We start from the raw sequence: 16,423 nt of genomic DNA, 5'->3' as shown, positions 1-16,423 counted from the left end.
GAATGGTAAAGATGGGTGGAAGATTCTATTTCTTCTCTTGTAAGGATTCCAATTTGTTGAGTCCAAATCCAAGCACAAGTCCGAGAACAAGCGCTGCTAGTGGAATTTGCGTTTCTTCAAAATCTTTCGGTAAAACATTCTTTGCAGTCGCAATTTGAATGTCTCGTTTCACTTCACCCGTTCGACCTACAATCGTTTGACCATTTGCATAGTCTTTGAACGGCCAAAGGATAAAGAAAGATCCAAGGATGAGGCCGAGTAAAAATGTCATCGTATGGGATTTGTATTTTTGAAATAACCATTTTACAAAATGAGTAAAAATCAGAAGTCCGAGTAAACATCCAATTCCAAAGGCCGCAAGAAAAATAATGGAGCTTGGTTCGAGGATGGTAGAAAGTTTTCCAATCACAATTTGGTATTCACCGAGTACGAGCATGATATAGGAACCAGAGATTCCAGGAAGAATCATTGCGGAAATGGCAACAGCTCCTGTAAGAAAAGCAATCAGCGGATTTTCGGAACCTGTTGTGTCTCCCATAAAGAAACTAGGTACAATGGTGAGTAGGATCCCCGGAATTAAGAAGGACCAAACCACTAAACTATGTTTTTCGATGAGTTTATAAGGAACTGCGAGAGAAGGGAAGATGAGTCCGATAAAAAGGGCAAGGGTTGCTTGTGGGTGGTTTTGGAGTAAAAACTGGATGAGTTTGGCACCAGAGATCACGGATAATAACAAACCGATTCCAAGAAATACAAGGAACCAAAAATCGATTCGTTTCATTTCTTCTGCAAAACGTTTTCTTACGTCTTCTTTCCAAAAACCAGTAAGTAAAGCTAACGAAGCTTTGATGGTATCTAGGTTTAAGGAAGTGATGGCAGTGATCAATCTGTCATAAAGTCCAAGGATGAGTGCAAAGGTCCCTCCGGAAACACCGGGGATGAGGTTGGCAATCCCGATGAGAAAGCCATTGAGAAGGCAGAATAGAATTTCTTTTTTCGATAGAGGCATAAAGGAAAGAATGGGAGTGCGAAGACTTTATGCAAGGTTTTTTCTTGGGATTAGAATCCAAAGAAATCCATAACTCATCGCTGCAAAAAGGAATAGAAGAAGGAATGTCGGAAGGTTTGTGAATGCATAAGTTTTTAATACAAAATGGATACAGACGATCGTGATGTTTAAAATAGAGAAAATACTGAGAGATCCTATCTTCCCTAGTTTGGTTTCGGTAATTCTTTGGAAGAGGTGTTCCCTATGTGCGGAGAACAAATGTTTTTTTTGAAAGAATCGTCTCATCAAAGTAAAAATCCCATCCAACCAGAAGTAAGGAAATAGATAGAAATAAGATGTGATATCCCAAATTTCTGGATTGGGTCCTTTCTTCATACCAACAAACAAAGGTAATGCCAAAACAAAAAACCCCAAACCCAGAGAGCCACTATCTCCCATAAATAATTTTGCTTTGGGGAAATTATAAAATATAAATCCAAACATGGAAACAAACAAAATCATATACAAGAGGTAACCCAGATGATCCGCCGCATAAAAATGGGGAGAAACTAAGTTTAAAGAAAAGAAAGAGATAAAAAGAGTGGTGACTAAATACCAATCCATCCCATCCATAAAGTTGACTAAGTTCACTGCAAATACGAAAAAAATGGTAAGGATGAAAATCTGCACTGGTTTTGGGACTGTAAATCCCTCTAAAAATCGAACCTCTGGACTCACCCAAATGAGAAATACTGCAACTACTGCTAGTTCTAAAAACAAACGAAGTTTGGGGCTTAAGTGATACAAATCATCAACAAAACCTAAAATACAAAATAGGAAAACACCAACTAACAAAAAATAAATGTCTGATCTTTGGAAGAATTCCATGGGAAGGGAGAGGGAATTTTCTGCTTGCGAGCAGAAAAGGAAGCCAAGGAGAGAGAGGAGAAACAGAGGAATGAAAAGCATCCCCCCGGACTTTTTCGTGACCACATCGTGGAGGCTTCGTTCGTTTGGCACATCTTTGACGCCAAAACGGGAATAGACATAGAATGAATGCAAAATTAGGCTAAGAACCGCGAGAATGGCTAAGATTACCGTGAAAAAAGAGACCATTTTCGCAAAGTTTATCGGTACGGGGTCTTTTGGCAGTTTTTTATTGCAAAAATCCGTCCCTCTTCGATGTTTAATTTATGTTTCAGGGCGTTTATACCGCGGTCATCACCCCCTTCCGCCAGGGGAAAGTCGATTATGATAGTTATTTTAAAATCCTAGAAAACCAAATCCGTTCCGGCGTGGCGGGTGTGGTTCCTTGTGGGACAACTGGGGAGTCACCTACCCTTTCTTACGAGGAACATAAGGAACTCATCCAAAAGACCGTTCAGGCAGTGGCAGGGAAAATCCAGGTCATTGCCGGCACGGGTTCCAATTCCACCAAAGAGGCAATTGAGCTCACAGAGTCGGCTTGTGCTGACGGGGTCGATGGAATTCTTTCCGTGAATCCGTATTACAACAAACCCACACAAGAAGGAATGTTTCGTCATTTCACAGAGATTGCCAATGTATCTTCCAAACCGGTGATGTTGTACAACATTCCTGGTCGAACCAACGTCAATCTATTGCCGGAAACAGTCGCAAGACTCGCGGTCCATCCCAAAATTGCGGCCATCAAAGAAGCGACTGGTGATTTGGGCCAAATGGCAAAAGTCATTGCCGCTGTACCAGCTAACTTTGATTTATTGTCTGGAGATGACAACCTAACACTTCCTGTATTATCGATTGGTGGTAAAGGTGTTGTTTCTGTTGTGTCGAATCTTTTCCCACGTGCTTGTGTGGATATGGTTTCTTTGTATTTACGAGGCGACTTGGAAGCTTCCAAAAAGATTTATTACAAACTCCTTCCTGTGTTTATCAATGCCTTTATTGAAACCAATCCCATTCCGATCAAAGCTGCTATGAGTTGGTTTGGGTATTGTGAAAATGAACTTCGTCTACCGATGACGGCATTGTCTGAAGGATCTCCTGCAGATGCTTTCAAAAAAACAGTATTCCAATTAAAAGAGGAAGGCATTGTCTAAAATCAAAATCGGTGTGATCGGTGCTGGGGGAAGGATGGGGAAAGCCATCATCCAAGTGCTTTCTCTTTCCAAAAAATCAGAGTTAAGTGCTGCCGTGGTAAGGGAAGGGGCGATCTATGCCGGTTTCGATTCTGGGAATCATGCGGGAATCAAAGAAACGGGAATCCTACTTTCTACCGACTTACAAAAAGCATGTGAATCTTCTGATGTCCTCATTGATTTTAGTACACATACCGGATTTGAATCCATTTTGAATTCTGCTTTGGCAAATAAAAAACCTTTGGTGATTGGAACAACAGGACTTACCGAATCTGATAAATCCCTTATCCAAGCAGCAGCCACATCCATACCTATTGTGTTTTCACCCAATATGTCTGTGGGTGTGAATTTGTTATTTAAATTAACAGAAATCGCAGCAAAGGTGTTAGACGAAGATTTTGATGTAGAAGTTTTAGACATCCACCATCGTCATAAAAAAGATGCTCCTTCGGGAACGGCTATGTATTTGAAAGAAGTACTTTTAAATGCCACCAAACGTTCGGAAGACAATGTCATCTATGGTCGTCATGGAATGTATACCGAACGAGATCAAAAAGAAATCGCCATGCATACAATGAGAGCCGGCGAAGTGGTTGGGGAACATACCGTATATTTTTTAAGTTCCGAAGAACGAATTGAAATCACTCACAAGGCCCAAGATCGCAAAACCTTTGCTACGGGAGCTGTCAAAGCTGCGGAATTTTTACACGGCAAATCCAAAGGCCTCTATAATATGTTCGATGTGTTAGGAATCTAAATTGGATTTTTTTCGAGGATTATACATCATTCCATGGAGTAAAAATTATATCTCCATAACTTTAGATGTAATCATCGTTGCATTTTTAATTTATAAAACTTATACCACTCTTAGGCGAACACGTGGGATCCAACTTTTATTGGGAGTGGGGATCATCTGGATTTCGGGAAGCCTTGCGGAATACTTAGGGTTTGAACTTTTGGAATGGATCCTAACGAATATCAGACCAGCCCTTGTATTTGCTATTATTGTTCTTTTGCAACCAGAGTTACGAAGGCTGACAGGAGACTTGGCTCGCATTCGACTCCTGAGATTGTTTTTCTTAAAACCAACATTTGATTTAGATCCCATAGTCGAAGCGGTTCGGATCATGTCTCAGGAAAAAACGGGATCTATCATCGTTCTCGTCAAAGACATTAGTTTAAAAGATATATCCGAAAACGCAGTGTTACTGGATGCACAAGTTACATCCGAAGTATTACAAACCATCTTCTTTAAAAATTCTCCTCTTCATGATGGCGCAGTCATCATTGAGCAGAATCGAATTGTTTGTGCGGCATCGTATTTACCCATGAGTAGTTCTGTGGAGATTGCCACACTCGGTGCAAGACACCGTTCGGCATTAGGTCTTTCTGAAGAAACTGACGCCATTATCATTGTTACATCCGAAGAAACAGGTGATATTACCATTTGTTATGAAGGGGAAATGTTACATCCCGTCAAACCATTGGAACTCAAAGCGCTTGTGAGTGGTCTTATGACCGGAAGTCGTAGGTCCAAAGATGAGTCTCATCGTAAATCGAAAGAAAAGGACTCCGGAGTCAGTATATGATTTTGAAGTTAGCAGGAAAATTCGTTCGTAACTGGAAAGCGAAATTAGTATCTCTTATCATCGCTAGTATATTCTATGTCAATCTTCAGAATTCCAAAGTTTTAATTAAAACAATCAATGTTCCAGTCGACTATCCAAAGTTATCTGGTAATTTAAATTATTCCAAAAATCCTGAAAAAACAATTCCTGTTCGCGTGGAAGGACTAAAAGACGTAGTGAATTATTATTCACAGTTTATGAAAGCAGTGATTGATCCGGAAGATGTCCAACTTGGTGTCACTGAAGTTCCTATTAAAAAAATCGTCGGTGTTCCTAGTGGTGTAAAGGTCACCAAACTGAAAAAAACAGTTCCTGTTGAAATTGAATCTCGCGGATTGAAAGTGGTTCCCTTGGAAGTTGTATTTGAGGGAGCACCACCAGCTAACTTTGAAAAACTAACACAAATTGTGAGTCCACAAAAAGTAACTCTCAGTGGAAAACCACAAGACTTGGAAAAAATCATAAAGGTTCTATTGCCAGAAATTTCGCTGACGGATCGAAAAGAACCGTTTGCAAAGACCGTTCGGATTCCTGATCTTCCGAAAGGGGTCAATGTTCTTGGTTCTCGGGATGTGACTGTGAATGTAAACATCATCCCTCTTTCTTATAAAACGGGAGAACAAACGGCCGCCGGGATTCCTATTGTTTGTTCGGGACTTGATGGTAAGTTAGATGCGGAACTTTCCGAAGAACAAGTAGCCATTCGGTATTTTTCTTTAAAACCAATTCGTTCAGCACAAATCCTTACGGGAATTATTGCACAAGTTCCCTGTAACTATATCTTTGATCCTATCAAAAACAAAATTGTTCCCGAATTACAGCCGCAAGTTGCTAAAGTCCGAATCATTAAAAACAAAGATTTAAAAGGAATTGAGATTTTACAAATCAGTCCGGAAAAAATCGAAATTCGTTACAAAGTCAAAGAACAAATTCCGGATGCAGATCCAACAGATGATGGAACTGGAATGGAAGGTCCCAGCTCCGTTCCTTCTGACAGATCTTAAACAACATCGCATTCCATGATAGTCTGTAACATTTGATCAATCCCAAACTTTATCACATCATATCATGCGGATGATTCTATTTTAGAAATTCGTAAATTTCTTTAAAACTTTCTTCTGGATTTTCCCATTGTGGGTAATGTCCGATCTCATCCCAACGAATGAGTTTTTTATTTTTGATCGGAAGTTTTTCTATCTCATCCGCTAAGTGACTTCCACTCACGGGGTCTTCTCCCCCATTGATGAATAGAAGTGGCACTTCTGTTTGGAGTAAGGCATTTTTCCAACGTTCCCCATGTAATCTTCTTTCTTTGATGTATTTGAGAAGTTTGTGCGGAATTAATACTTTGTTTGGATAAGTAATCAATTTCCAAAGAACAGAAATTTCTTTGTCATTTGGTTTTGTATTTTTTCCAAAAACTTGGCTAAAAGCCACTCCAAATTTTTTTTCATCATAGAATCTTGATAGAAAAGCACCTAATATGGGTGTGGCGAGAAGTTTCTGTTTGAATGTGGGTCTATGCAGATGGGGAAAAAGACCTCCATTCATGAATACAGCGCCATCGATTTCATACTTACGATCCGCACGTTCTAAATGCCTTGCTAAGATTTCTTGGCCCACACTGACAGCATAATCATGAAAAACAAACTTCACTCGTCGGAGAGCATTTTTTTCGATAAAATTTTCAATGATATCGGTTTGTTCGATGAGTGTGTATTTGTGTTTTTTGGGTTTAGATGAATATCCAAATCCTAAAAAATCAATAGCAATGGTATTGAAGTATCGAGAAAGGCCGTTGAAAATTTTGGAATAGTCCCAAGAAGATGTGGGAAACCCGTGGAGTAGGATTAGGTTTTGTCCTCTTCCTTCTTGGATGAAGAAGATTTGAAATTTTTTATATTCAAAAAATTTACCAGCTGCCAACCATTCTGTTGCGTTCTTTTTTGGAAAGTTAAGATCCACCATATCCGACATAGCACAACAAAAGAGGAAGTGAGTCAAATAGAAGAATTTGCTACTTTCTGATTTCCCGAAAGCCGATCTTTAAAGAGATGGAATCATACCCTCTTATTTATTTTGTAAGACCAGAAGGAATTGTATCGGATTGGGAATACTTTTGGTATCAGATTCCTTACGGAGCTCCCGGAATCCTTACATTTTTTGTAGGATTATTTCTTAGTTACTTTGCCTTTCAAAAATTTCGCAAATCGGATGATGATAATAAAATCTTCCATTTAAACTTAACCATCGCCTTTATTAGTTTTGGATCTGTTGGGCTTGTACTTACGACAAGGGCTTGGATTCAGGATGTAGAAACATTAGTTTTTTGGAATGATCTACTATACTTCCTCGTAGCTCCTTTGGCTCCTACGGCCTTTTACCTGGCTTATCATATGACAGGAAAACAAAGTAAGTTGTTATTGTATTATTCTTATCTTTGTTGGTTTGCCAGTTTCGTATTGTACTTCGGAGTTTTGATTGGTCAGGGATTTGAAACAACAGTATTTGAATTCACTTTTGGAAAATATCCGAGAGGAAGTTCTTATGTTCGGCCATGGGGGATTTTGGCACCGCTAGGTTACTTTTTACTCATTTTACCTTCGTTTATCAAACACTACCAATACATTCGTAAACACTATCATCTCACTTTGTTTCATGGGGTGAATTTATTATTTTTACTCACAACGATGAATGCACCGAGTATTCTTGGTTTCAAAGTGTATCCTGGTGGATTCTTTTTATTCATTCCTATGTTACTTGTCGCATATGGAGTCTTCCGATCCGATTTCTTTGACGTAAATGAACTTTTGTTCCAAAAGAATGGGATGTTCTATTTCTTATTTGCTCTTTTATCTTTTGTTTTGATTTTTATTTCCTTTGGAGTTTCTTTTGGACTCTCTCCCGATGCTTATGAATCGGCAAAATGGTATCCTTGGGGAATCCCTCCCGTAGTATCCGTGTTTGGTGCAGTGTTCCTTTCGATTATCGTGGCAGGAGCCAATCCATCGGCAAGGATCAACCAACTTTGTGCCTTTGCACTCATTCTTACTGGTTTTTATGTCATCCAATCGGTTCCCTTAAAGTTAAATATATCTTATGTAGTACAACTGCGAATTTCACAGATGACCTTTGTGGCTTTTGCCTTTGCTCCAAGTATTATGGTGCGTTTGGTATTTGAAGCCATTGGGCAAAAATCACCTCTCTGGATCCAAGGCATTGATTTTCTTTGTGTGACAGCAGCGGTTCTTGCACCGTCCCCTTATTTATTTGTAGGTTATTTTGATTATCCTTGGTCGAGAGTCCATCACGGAGGTCCTGCGGAGTTACTTGTGGGAGTCAATGGTGCCATTGCTTTGATTTTGATACTTGTGACCTTTTTTAGAAACAAAGATTATATTAACTTTGCCTCTAAATGGATCATTGGTTCCTTTTTATTATCTGCGATTTTACTTTTAGCAGCATTGTTACCCAGTCATGGAATCCCCATTTATCCTTTAGCAGATTTCCAATTTGTGCCGGCATTTTTACTTGGTTATGCGGTGCTTCGTCATGGTGCTTTGTCTTTAGAAGGACGAACCATCCAACTGAGCCAACGTTTGGCAAATTTAGGTCTCATTACTATGGCCATTGCGGCCATTTTATATTTTCCACTGATTCGAGAACAATATGGAGTGGGGGAATCAGCATTCCATTTAACAATGATTGTGTTACCGTTGGTATTGTTCAATTACCTTGTGGTCTACATCATGTCTCGTCCTTTAGCGGAAGAACTCGATATCAGTTATTTTCTATTGGATTTAGAAAAACAAAAGGCTGATGAAGAAAGAGAAAAAGCTCTCATTGCGCAGGACAAAGCAGAAGAGGCGAGAGAAGAATCAGAAAAGTTACTTCTCAACATCTTACCTTACAAAATAGCTCAAGAGTTAAAACAAAAGGGAAGTGTCACACCTTCTCGAATTGAGAACGTAACGGTTTTATTCACTGACTTCAAAGGGTTTACTAAAGTGGCGGAAGGAATGGATGAACAAAGCCTAATCGAAGAACTCGATGCTTGTTTTACCCAGTTCGATGAAATCATTCTCAGAAACAATTTAGAAAAACTAAAAACCATTGGTGATAGTTATATGTGTGCCGGTGGTCTTCCTGTGGAAACAAGAACCAGTGCCATTGACGCTTGTTTGGCGGCTCTCGAGATCCAAAGTTTTATGAACCAATTGAAAGAGATTAAATCCGCACTGAACTTACCTTTTTGGGAGCTGCGACTTGGACTTCATACTGGCCCTGTGGTAGCAGGAGTTGTGGGGCGATTCAAGTTTGCTTATGATATTTGGGGAGATACGGTCAATACGGCTTCGCGAATGGAGTCGGGTGGGGAAACCGGAAAAATCAATGTCTCCAAAGAAACCTATGAACTTGTGAAGTATTTTTTTGTAACGGAGTATCGAGGGAAAATTCACGGAAAAAATAAAGGGGAATTGGATATGTATTTTGTCAATCGCCTAAGGCCTCGTTATTCGCAAGATCCTGATGGCAAGGCACCGAACCAATACTTCCGGGAAGTTTATTCCCGGATTTCAAATGGTGCCAATATTCGTTGGAAAAACGGCGCTTAAGTTTGTTCTTCTTCGGCAAGCCAAGTGCGAAGTAACTGAGCCACATCTTCCGGTTTTTCTTTTGCCAGGTTGATTGCGTTTTCGAGTAACTCTCGTCTGAGTTTTTCGTCGAGGGAGAGTTCGACTTCGGCTCCCCCTTCGTCCATCACTCGAAGAGCAGCTTCCCGCATCATTTGTTGTTGAGCAGCAAGTTCTTCTTCTCTGAGTCTTCTTCTTCTTGCGATTTCTTTTTTGATCGCTCGATATACGAGGATTGCAAGGATGAGTAGGATTAAAATTACGAGAGAAGCAATGACCATATTTCGAATGGCTCTTTGTTTTTGGAACTCTTCATCTTCGGCACGGAACTGTTCTGTCCTATCTTTTGGAATCGTGATGACACTGATTTGATCCCCACGTGATCTAGTGTAACCAATCGCAGCTTCTAAGTTTTTACGAACGAGTTTTAAATCCCCTTCAGCAACAGGAACGTATTTTCTATCGTATCCAAGACCGTCTTCCCGTTCTTTCCTTTCCCAAACACCATCGACCACCACAGAAAGACCAATCTTTTCGATCTTCCAAGGTTGGCGTTTGATATCTTTCACACGTTTGTTGAACTCGTAGTTATTGATATTTTCGTCTTTAGAGTATTCTGCTTTTTGGTAGTCTGTGTCTTTGTATCCAGGAGGAAGGTTTGGTTCTGTTCCTGCAGGACCATCGGGAGTAAACCCACGTCCTTTAAAAGATTCTTTGGTTTCTTTGGAAGATACTTTTAGTGAGTATCCATCTACCAACTTTCTTTCGTTATATGGTGTATCTGGGTTATCTTCTTCGGCAACGACTGGTAATACTTCGTTTTCCGTTAAGGACTCTTGGTCCCAATTAAATGAATATTCGAAACGAGTGATGTCCACTCGATCTTCTCCACCCAAATACCAGCGAAGGGTATTACGAATGTCGATGAGTCGTTTGACACGTTCTTCTTCTTCGATTCTAAGTTTTTCTTGGACGATACGAAGTTCTAATCTTTCTTTTTCTAAATCTTCTTCAAAATCAGAAATGATCTTTCCGTCGGGATCGGCCACACTTACGTTTTCCGGTTTTAATTTGGGAACAGCACGTGCGACTAAGTTCACAATCCCTTTGATTTCTTTTTTACTCATTCCCTCAACACCCGGTTTGAAGTGTAAAATGACACTTGCCTTTACCGGATAGGAGTTGGATTCGAAAAGATCACCTTCAGGGATTGCAATGTTGACATCGGATCTTTCGATCGGTCTTAATGTATTGAGTGATTTTTCAATCGCACCTTTTAGGGCTCTGTATTTTTTAATGTCTTTGTCGAATTGGGTTTCTGTAAACTTTTCGATATCAAAAAGTTCCCAACCAGTCACACCTGCAGGAATCAAATTCTCTTGTGCGAGTTTGGTGACGATCTCTTGTCTTTGTTCGGGATCTACTGTGATGAGGCTTGTTTCGCTTGATCCATAAGAATAACCAAGGGCATCTAGCTTCTTTGTGACTTCAGAGAAATCTTTGGAATCCAAATCCTTAAAGAGAACCACGCGGTTTCTTTGAGACGAGACGTTGGAGAGGATGATGACTGCCACCACCACAACGGCGAGTACACCACCCAAAATCATTTTTTTGGTTTTATCGAGTTTGTTTAGCAACTCTTTGAGATTATCGATGATTTTTTGCAGTGGTTCAGGCATAGTTCGGGCCTCGTCGAGATTTGAGACATAATGCCATGATTCTCCTGAAACGTACAAGTACTTTTCGGGGAGGGAAGGAAATTCGAAGGGTTTGGACTCAGAATTGGAATTGACCTGTTTTTGATGTGATTACATTGTAATTACAATGAAGGCCACTGTCATACAGATCGGAAATTCAAAAGGGATCCGTATTCCTAAAACTGTTTTAGCGGAATGTCAGATCGAAGATGAAGTCGATCTACTGGTAGAGGGCAATAAAATCATCATCACTCCTTATAAAAACAAACCGCGCGTGGGTTGGGAAGACCAATTCAAAGCGATGGCGGAAAGAAAAGAGGATCAGTTACTCATTCCAGATTCCATTGATTTGGAAACAAAGGATTGGGAATGGTAATCCATCAATATGACATCTACCTAATCAATTTTGATCCAACGATTGGTTTTGAGATTAAAAAATCTAGACCTTGTATTGTCATTTCTCCGAACGAAATGAATCAGTTTATTGGAACTGTGATGATAGCACCTATGACCACTCGTTCTAGAACTTACCCAACAAGGGTAGAATTAACATTTCAGGGAAAAAAAGGTTCTATCGTTTTGGATCAAATTCGAACTGTTGATAAGTCAAGGTTGATTCAAAAACTGGGTTCGTCTGATCCTAAAACAATTCAAAAAATTAAAAAAGTCATAAAAGAAATGTTAGTCGACTGAACTTATTTTCTTTTATGACTTCTGATTCAATTTCCTTGTATCGGATAATCTTTAATTAAGCCACACCTTCCACTTTTTGGAACACTCGATCAAATCGTTTGAGGGCATCATCAATCACGGCATCTGTATCGGAAGCACTTGTATAAAGCCTGCTTCCCGCGAGCGTCACAAGACCTTCTGACATATAAGCCGCTCCCATTTCTTCCATTGCGTGTTTTCTTTTGTGTGCTTCGGCTATGGTTTTTTTAATGGTCCAGAACTTCTTAATATTGATATCGAGTAACATTGTACCGACGGTCTCTAAGTGACAAATGGAACCTTGGTTGAAGGCAACAAAAGGGAGATCGTATTTTTTAATTAGTTTTTGTAAACCTTTGGTTAAACGGTCGCCCGCCCTTCCCGATTTTTCGAGGGCTCCTGTTTTTTCCATTTCACAAAGTGTAAAGTAACCCGCAGCGGAACTGAGTGGATTGGCTGCCATGGTTCCACCGATTAACGCCTTTTTGGTGCCGGTTTGGAGTCCTGCAGAAACATATTTCATGTATTCTTTTTTACCACCAAGTCCACCGGCAGATGGATATCCTCCCGCAACTACTTTACCAAAAATAGTTAGGTCAGGATCCACACCAAAGTATCCTTGGGCCCCACTGAGACCAATTCGGAAAGCAGTCACCACTTCGTCAAAGATCAGGAGGGCACCATATTTGTTACAAAGTTCTCTCACTCCTTTGTTGAAATCAAAGTCAAGAGGTCTTGTTCCACTCTCTGGACCCACAGGTTCGATAAGAACGGCTGCCGTGCCTCCGCGAAAACGATTTCGTTTTAATACAGATTCCAAAGCGTTCAAATCGTTCGGATAAAATTCTTGTGTGTATTTGAAAATGGATTTAGGAACTCCATTGGCTTCGAAATGTCTTGTGCCTGGGATTCTTAGTCCATAAGCCAATTGGTCACTCCAGCCGTGGTAAGCTCCACCCATCTTTACGATATTTTTTTTCTTTGTGGCAAGTCTTGCCACTCGGATGGATGCCATACAAGCTTCCGTTCCAGAACCTAACATGCGAAACATTTCGACAGAAGGAACTAACTCTACAATTTTCTGTGCTAACTTATATTCGTATTCATGAAAGAGACCCGTAACCGGTCCTGTTGTATCTAGAAGTTCGATGACCTTTTTGCGAACAATACTAGGATTGCTACCAAGCACTGTTGGCCCACCCGCTTGTAAAAAATCGATGTATTTGTTTCCATCTAAATCATACAAATAGGCACCGGATGCTTTTGTAAAAACAAGAGGAAAGGGATGGTTAAAAGAAAGATTGTGTTGTACTCCGCCAGGAATATACTCCGAAGCCTTTGTGATCATGGCTTTGGATTTGCTGCATTTTTTTTCAAAGTAGTTATGAAGGATGTCATCCATCGCGTCTTTACGAATGGAGCGGATGGGAAGGGAAATTAATTTCCTTAGGTCTTTGTAGATTTGGTCTACATTGGGGTATTCGTTCATGGAAAAGCCTTGGGCCATATAATCTTTCCTCTTCCGGGTCTTTTTTCTTGACAATGAGTGAGTCATCACTCATTGTCAAGAAGGAATTCACAAAATAGTGCGAGAAAGCCGGATTCTTTGGAAATTCGCTTAAATTTCCTGGAGAAATCCAGCCTTTTTCGTTTATTGGACAGGGAAATATGGTAACGAAGCATTTTAATGATAGTTTTGAGCGGATTTCTGAAGAAAAGCGGAACCGGATTTTAACCATAGCCATTTCTGAATTCGCCAATCGCGGATTCACAAGTGCCAATACTAATACCATTGCCCAAAAAGCAGGGATCAGTGTTGGTTCTCTTTATAAATACTTTGAAACCAAAGAGGATTTTTTTCTCACCGTTGTGGATCATGGAATCACACAGTTGGAAAAAACTTTGGAGTCTGTGCTTGCCATGGACTTGGATTTGTTTGGTAAAATAGAAAAGATCATTCGCATCATCCAAACCCATTCGCGGATCAACCAAGACATCATCCGTCTCTACAACGAAATGACAACGGAAAGTAATTATGAACTCATCACGCGTTTGTCCGGTGAGTTAGAATCTTTGTCCGCAAAATGTTATATTGAAATGATAAACCTAGCCAAAAAGGAAGGAAACATTTCCTCTGAAGTGGATAGTAATCTGTCTGCGTTTTTACTGGATAGTATCTTTATGACCTTACAGTTTTCCTATTCCACAGTATATTATAAAGAACGAATGAAGATTTATTTAGGAAATGATGTATTTGAGAAAGATGAAGAAGTTGTGGCAGGAGTCATGAAAGTGATTCGAAGGGCGTTAGGTGGTTAAGGGGATTTGTTTGGATGGCGACGCTTGAGTGGGGAGATCGGTTTTATTTAATTACAAGTTGGGATTTGAAATTTACTAATTCCATAACATTGATGATATGATAAAGGCTATTATTTTCGATTACGATGACACTTTGGTCCAAACAAGAAAAACTCGTTACAACACGATCTATAAACTAACGAAAGAAATATTTAAGGCCAATATCACCGAAAAAGAAATTGATGAGGCTTGGGGCCTTCCTGCAGAAGCATTTTTACTTAAACTTTTTGGGCGATTTTCTAAGGATATCCATTACTTATGGAGCATATATATCGAATTTTCAAAGAAAGATTTGAATGTTCCGCACTTATATGCCTTTGAATTTATTAGAAAATATCAAAACTCCTTTCGGTTTGGAATTGTAACTTCATCAAGTGAGAAGGTCGTCATTCGTGAGTTGAGTGAACTTCAAATCAATACAAATTTGTTTCTACAAATTCAGGGCTCCGAACACACAACAGTTCATAAACCCAATCCAATGGTCTTTCAGCCAATGTATGCATTATTAATGGAAGAAAATATCAATAAGAATGAAATTGTATATATAGGTGATTCTCCGGCGGATTATGAATCGGCGAGTCAGTTTGGATTTCATTTTTTGGGGATTGCTCATGATGATAGGCATATTCGTTATTTCCAGAAAGGAAACGTTGCCTTTGTTCGGAGTTTTATAGATATAGAGAATTATTTGATTTATGAGCAAATCTTTAGATAAAAACGGCAACTTCGCTTTTTCCTAAATCTCGCTTAATGGTAAATGTGGAATTCAATTTTTTAATTCTTTTCTAGATTCTTAGAAATATTACCGAAAAATAATTGGTGCAGGATTGAAAATTGGTTTTGTAATCGTTGTCCCACTTTAATGTCTGAGCAAATAATTCGATAATGGAAATTTGGGGGTTATACAATGAAATTAATTTCATTTTGTTTTATAGTTCTGGTTACGGTTACGGGATGCCGAGCAAGTATTCCGTTTGTTATACTTGAGCGTAAGGAGAAAAAAATAGAATGGAGAACAAGAATTCCATTCAAAATCCAATTCCGATTAGATGAAAAGATAGACGAAAAATCACAGGATCTATTGCAAATTTTGGGAAAAGAATTAATTGGTAAATCTAGAGTTGATATTCAAGGTGTACTTTTTCCAGTAGAAAGTGTGTTTGAATACGATGAAATAGAAGAGCTCACCGTTTATCAAAATGCTGCGTTTAAGGATGAAACACATATTTATATTGTTCCAACGCCTGGCTTGATTTATGTGCAAACCAATTCCGACCAATATATTATAACAGGTTATCTGATAAAATATGAGAATAATAAATAACGCAGTTTCGGTTCCAATAATAATTTTGATGATATCTTGTGTTTCTTGTATGACTAGCAGTGAAACAAGGGATAGTAAAAAATATAATTATTCATTAGAAGAGAAAGTTACTTACGATAAAGAGAAGAATAAGTTCATGAAGCATCCTGATTTCTATGGAAAGGTTTTCTATTTTGGTAATTTTTATATTCGAAAAAATATTGGAACTTCCGAATTGGCTACGAAAGAGAAATGTATAAAGTTTGATTTCGAAGATGCCCATATTGATAAAAAATATAAAAACATTTACTCTCTATATAGAAAAGGAAATTCATTGTGTATGGAATATTTAGAATAATTGATTAATTTGATTTATTATATACTATCAATATGAGAATCAATTCAATTTTGATATGAACCCAGTGATTACTCGTGGTAGCCAATGAGATATAAGATAAAACAATGAAAGACTTTCAAGATTCCGTAAATTCATACAAAAAACAGCTCCAAATCGGGGAGATCCAAATTGCCTACGCTGGCCTTGTGAAATATATAACCAAACTTGGTACAACTTTATCCAAGAACCTTTCTAAAAGTTATTCGTTTGGAAGTCTTTTCCAGGGATACATGGATTATACTTATTTCTATTACTCGAACAAGTTTTTGAAAGATAGAAAGTTGAAAATGGGTCTTGTTTTAAACCATCCGAAAATGCAATTTGAAGTTTGGCTTTTAGGTCAGACCATTCCCATTCAAGAAAGATATTGGGAGTATTTTAAGAATACGAAGTGGAACAAAAACAGAACCACCAAACCACAATATTCCATTCTTGAAACGGTTTTGCTTGCGAGTCCCGACTTTAATGATTTGGATAAACTCTCTAAACAAATTGAAGACAATTTAGTTCAGGTGACTGGGGAAATTTTACAGGATATTAAAACAAGTAAACTGAAATAAAAACACTAGCAACTAAGGACCTTGCTAGTG

At 38.9% G+C, this 16,423-nt stretch carries 17 protein-coding genes; 12 read left to right on the top strand and 5 right to left on the bottom strand.

Annotated features, from left to right (window positions below):
• Nucleotides 1-25: 25 nt before the first annotated feature.
• Nucleotides 26-1,009 (bottom strand): DUF368 domain-containing protein, encoded by a 984-nt coding sequence (locus JWG41_RS04335; protein ID WP_205268718.1) that lies wholly within the window; start codon nt 1,007-1,009, stop codon nt 26-28.
• A gap of 27 nt (nt 1,010-1,036) precedes the next feature.
• Nucleotides 1,037-2,104 carry an MraY family glycosyltransferase gene (locus tag JWG41_RS04330; RefSeq protein ID WP_205268717.1) on the bottom strand — a complete coding sequence of 356 codons (1,068 nt, stop codon included), beginning with the start codon at nt 2,102-2,104 and terminating at the stop codon, nt 1,037-1,039.
• A gap of 77 nt (nt 2,105-2,181) precedes the next feature.
• Between JWG41_RS04330 and dapA the strand changes: the two genes are divergently transcribed.
• Genes dapA through JWG41_RS04310 form a run of 4 tightly spaced genes read left to right on the top strand, consistent with a single transcriptional unit; the run spans nt 2,182 to nt 5,737 of the window.
• A complete protein-coding gene (dapA, locus tag JWG41_RS04325) occupies nt 2,182-3,066 on the top strand; it encodes a 4-hydroxy-tetrahydrodipicolinate synthase (protein WP_205268716.1) in 885 nt (294 codons plus the stop codon).
• Nucleotides 3,059-3,862, top strand: a complete 804-nt coding sequence (gene dapB / locus JWG41_RS04320) for a 4-hydroxy-tetrahydrodipicolinate reductase (protein ID WP_205268715.1) — start codon at nt 3,059-3,061, stop codon at nt 3,860-3,862. The genes dapA and dapB overlap by 8 nt, the downstream gene beginning before the upstream one ends.
• Before the next feature lies 1 nt (nt 3,863).
• A complete protein-coding gene (gene cdaA, locus JWG41_RS04315; protein ID WP_205268714.1) occupies nt 3,864-4,694 on the top strand; it encodes a diadenylate cyclase CdaA in 831 nt (276 codons plus the stop codon).
• A complete protein-coding gene (locus JWG41_RS04310) occupies nt 4,691-5,737 on the top strand; it encodes a CdaR family protein (RefSeq protein ID WP_205268713.1) in 1,047 nt (348 codons plus the stop codon). The genes cdaA and JWG41_RS04310 overlap by 4 nt, the downstream gene beginning before the upstream one ends.
• A 76-nt stretch (nt 5,738-5,813) precedes the next feature.
• Here JWG41_RS04310 and JWG41_RS04305 read toward each other — a convergent pair whose 3' ends face one another.
• The gene (locus JWG41_RS04305; RefSeq protein ID WP_232373670.1) at nt 5,814-6,737 is read right to left on the bottom strand and encodes an alpha/beta fold hydrolase; all 924 of its coding nucleotides are present in this window, start codon (nt 6,735-6,737) and stop codon (nt 5,814-5,816) included.
• 50 nt (nt 6,738-6,787) lie between these two features.
• On the opposite strand from JWG41_RS04305, the gene JWG41_RS04300 reads away from it, so the two are divergent.
• Nucleotides 6,788-9,349 carry an adenylate/guanylate cyclase domain-containing protein gene (locus tag JWG41_RS04300; RefSeq protein ID WP_205268712.1) on the top strand — a complete coding sequence of 854 codons (2,562 nt, stop codon included), beginning with the start codon at nt 6,788-6,790 and terminating at the stop codon, nt 9,347-9,349.
• Here JWG41_RS04300 and fliF read toward each other — a convergent pair.
• Complete coding sequence (gene fliF, locus JWG41_RS04295; protein WP_205268711.1) at nt 9,346-11,046, bottom strand: flagellar basal-body MS-ring/collar protein FliF; 1,701 nt, start codon at nt 11,044-11,046, stop codon at nt 9,346-9,348. The genes JWG41_RS04300 and fliF overlap by 4 nt on opposite strands.
• A 145-nt stretch (nt 11,047-11,191) precedes the next feature.
• On the opposite strand from fliF, the gene JWG41_RS04290 reads away from it, so the two are divergent.
• Nucleotides 11,192-11,440 carry an AbrB/MazE/SpoVT family DNA-binding domain-containing protein gene (locus JWG41_RS04290; RefSeq protein ID WP_205268710.1) on the top strand — a complete coding sequence of 83 codons (249 nt, stop codon included), beginning with the start codon at nt 11,192-11,194 and terminating at the stop codon, nt 11,438-11,440.
• Nucleotides 11,434-11,757 carry a type II toxin-antitoxin system PemK/MazF family toxin gene (locus JWG41_RS04285; protein ID WP_205268709.1) on the top strand — a complete coding sequence of 108 codons (324 nt, stop codon included), beginning with the start codon at nt 11,434-11,436 and terminating at the stop codon, nt 11,755-11,757. Before JWG41_RS04290 ends, JWG41_RS04285 begins: the two co-directional genes overlap by 7 nt.
• 55 nt (nt 11,758-11,812) lie before the next feature.
• Here JWG41_RS04285 and JWG41_RS04280 read toward each other — a convergent pair whose 3' ends face one another.
• Nucleotides 11,813-13,282, bottom strand: a complete 1,470-nt coding sequence (locus JWG41_RS04280) for an aspartate aminotransferase family protein (protein WP_205268708.1) — start codon at nt 13,280-13,282, stop codon at nt 11,813-11,815.
• 161 nt (nt 13,283-13,443) lie between these two features.
• Here JWG41_RS04280 and JWG41_RS04275 point away from each other — a divergent pair, with 161 nt between their 5' ends.
• From JWG41_RS04275 to JWG41_RS04255, 5 genes are all read left to right on the top strand, one after another.
• The gene (locus JWG41_RS04275) at nt 13,444-14,094 is read left to right on the top strand and encodes a TetR/AcrR family transcriptional regulator (RefSeq protein ID WP_205268707.1); all 651 of its coding nucleotides are present in this window, start codon (nt 13,444-13,446) and stop codon (nt 14,092-14,094) included.
• A gap of 97 nt (nt 14,095-14,191) precedes the next feature.
• Nucleotides 14,192-14,848: an HAD family hydrolase gene (locus tag JWG41_RS04270; protein WP_205268706.1), complete on the top strand. Its 657-nt coding sequence runs from the start codon at nt 14,192-14,194 to the stop codon at nt 14,846-14,848.
• A 192-nt stretch (nt 14,849-15,040) separates the two neighbouring features.
• Nucleotides 15,041-15,457, top strand: coding sequence for a hypothetical protein (locus JWG41_RS04265; protein ID WP_205268705.1), 417 nt, complete (start codon nt 15,041-15,043; stop codon nt 15,455-15,457).
• Nucleotides 15,441-15,794 (top strand): hypothetical protein, encoded by a 354-nt coding sequence (locus JWG41_RS04260; protein ID WP_205268704.1) that lies wholly within the window; start codon nt 15,441-15,443, stop codon nt 15,792-15,794. The genes JWG41_RS04265 and JWG41_RS04260 overlap by 17 nt, the downstream gene beginning before the upstream one ends.
• 104 nt (nt 15,795-15,898) lie before the next feature.
• The gene (locus JWG41_RS04255) at nt 15,899-16,393 is read left to right on the top strand and encodes a DUF7000 family protein (RefSeq protein ID WP_205268703.1); all 495 of its coding nucleotides are present in this window, start codon (nt 15,899-15,901) and stop codon (nt 16,391-16,393) included.
• Nucleotides 16,394-16,423: the final 30 nt, after the last annotated feature.

It is taken from the genome of Leptospira chreensis, from assembly GCF_016919165.1.
Taxonomy (GTDB): domain Bacteria; phylum Spirochaetota; class Leptospiria; order Leptospirales; family Leptospiraceae; genus Leptospira_A; species Leptospira_A chreensis.
This window is presented reverse-complemented; position numbering and strand designations above follow the sequence as displayed.

Excerpts from the sequence above, each read along its gene's own strand:
- fliF (WP_205268711.1), bottom strand. The coding sequence starts at position 11,046 with ATGCCTGAACCACTGCAAAAAATCATCGATAATCTCAAAGAGTTGCTA.
- JWG41_RS04335 (WP_205268718.1), bottom strand. The coding sequence starts at position 1,009 with ATGCCTCTATCGAAAAAAGAAATTCTATTCTGCCTTCTCAATGGCTTT.
- JWG41_RS04330 (WP_205268717.1), bottom strand. The coding sequence starts at position 2,104 with ATGGTCTCTTTTTTCACGGTAATCTTAGCCATTCTCGCGGTTCTTAGC.
- JWG41_RS04260 (WP_205268704.1), top strand. The coding sequence starts at position 15,441 with ATGAGAATAATAAATAACGCAGTTTCGGTTCCAATAATAATTTTGATG.
- JWG41_RS04285 (WP_205268709.1), top strand. The coding sequence starts at position 11,434 with ATGGTAATCCATCAATATGACATCTACCTAATCAATTTTGATCCAACG.
- JWG41_RS04275 (WP_205268707.1), top strand. The coding sequence starts at position 13,444 with ATGGTAACGAAGCATTTTAATGATAGTTTTGAGCGGATTTCTGAAGAA.
- JWG41_RS04280 (WP_205268708.1), bottom strand. The coding sequence starts at position 13,282 with ATGGCCCAAGGCTTTTCCATGAACGAATACCCCAATGTAGACCAAATC.
- JWG41_RS04270 (WP_205268706.1), top strand. The coding sequence starts at position 14,192 with ATGATAAAGGCTATTATTTTCGATTACGATGACACTTTGGTCCAAACA.
- dapA (WP_205268716.1), top strand. The coding sequence starts at position 2,182 with ATGTTTCAGGGCGTTTATACCGCGGTCATCACCCCCTTCCGCCAGGGG.
- JWG41_RS04300 (WP_205268712.1), top strand. The coding sequence starts at position 6,788 with ATGGAATCATACCCTCTTATTTATTTTGTAAGACCAGAAGGAATTGTA.
- JWG41_RS04255 (WP_205268703.1), top strand. The coding sequence starts at position 15,899 with ATGAAAGACTTTCAAGATTCCGTAAATTCATACAAAAAACAGCTCCAA.
- JWG41_RS04265 (WP_205268705.1), top strand. The coding sequence starts at position 15,041 with ATGAAATTAATTTCATTTTGTTTTATAGTTCTGGTTACGGTTACGGGA.
- JWG41_RS04290 (WP_205268710.1), top strand. The coding sequence starts at position 11,192 with ATGAAGGCCACTGTCATACAGATCGGAAATTCAAAAGGGATCCGTATT.
- JWG41_RS04310 (WP_205268713.1), top strand. The coding sequence starts at position 4,691 with ATGATTTTGAAGTTAGCAGGAAAATTCGTTCGTAACTGGAAAGCGAAA.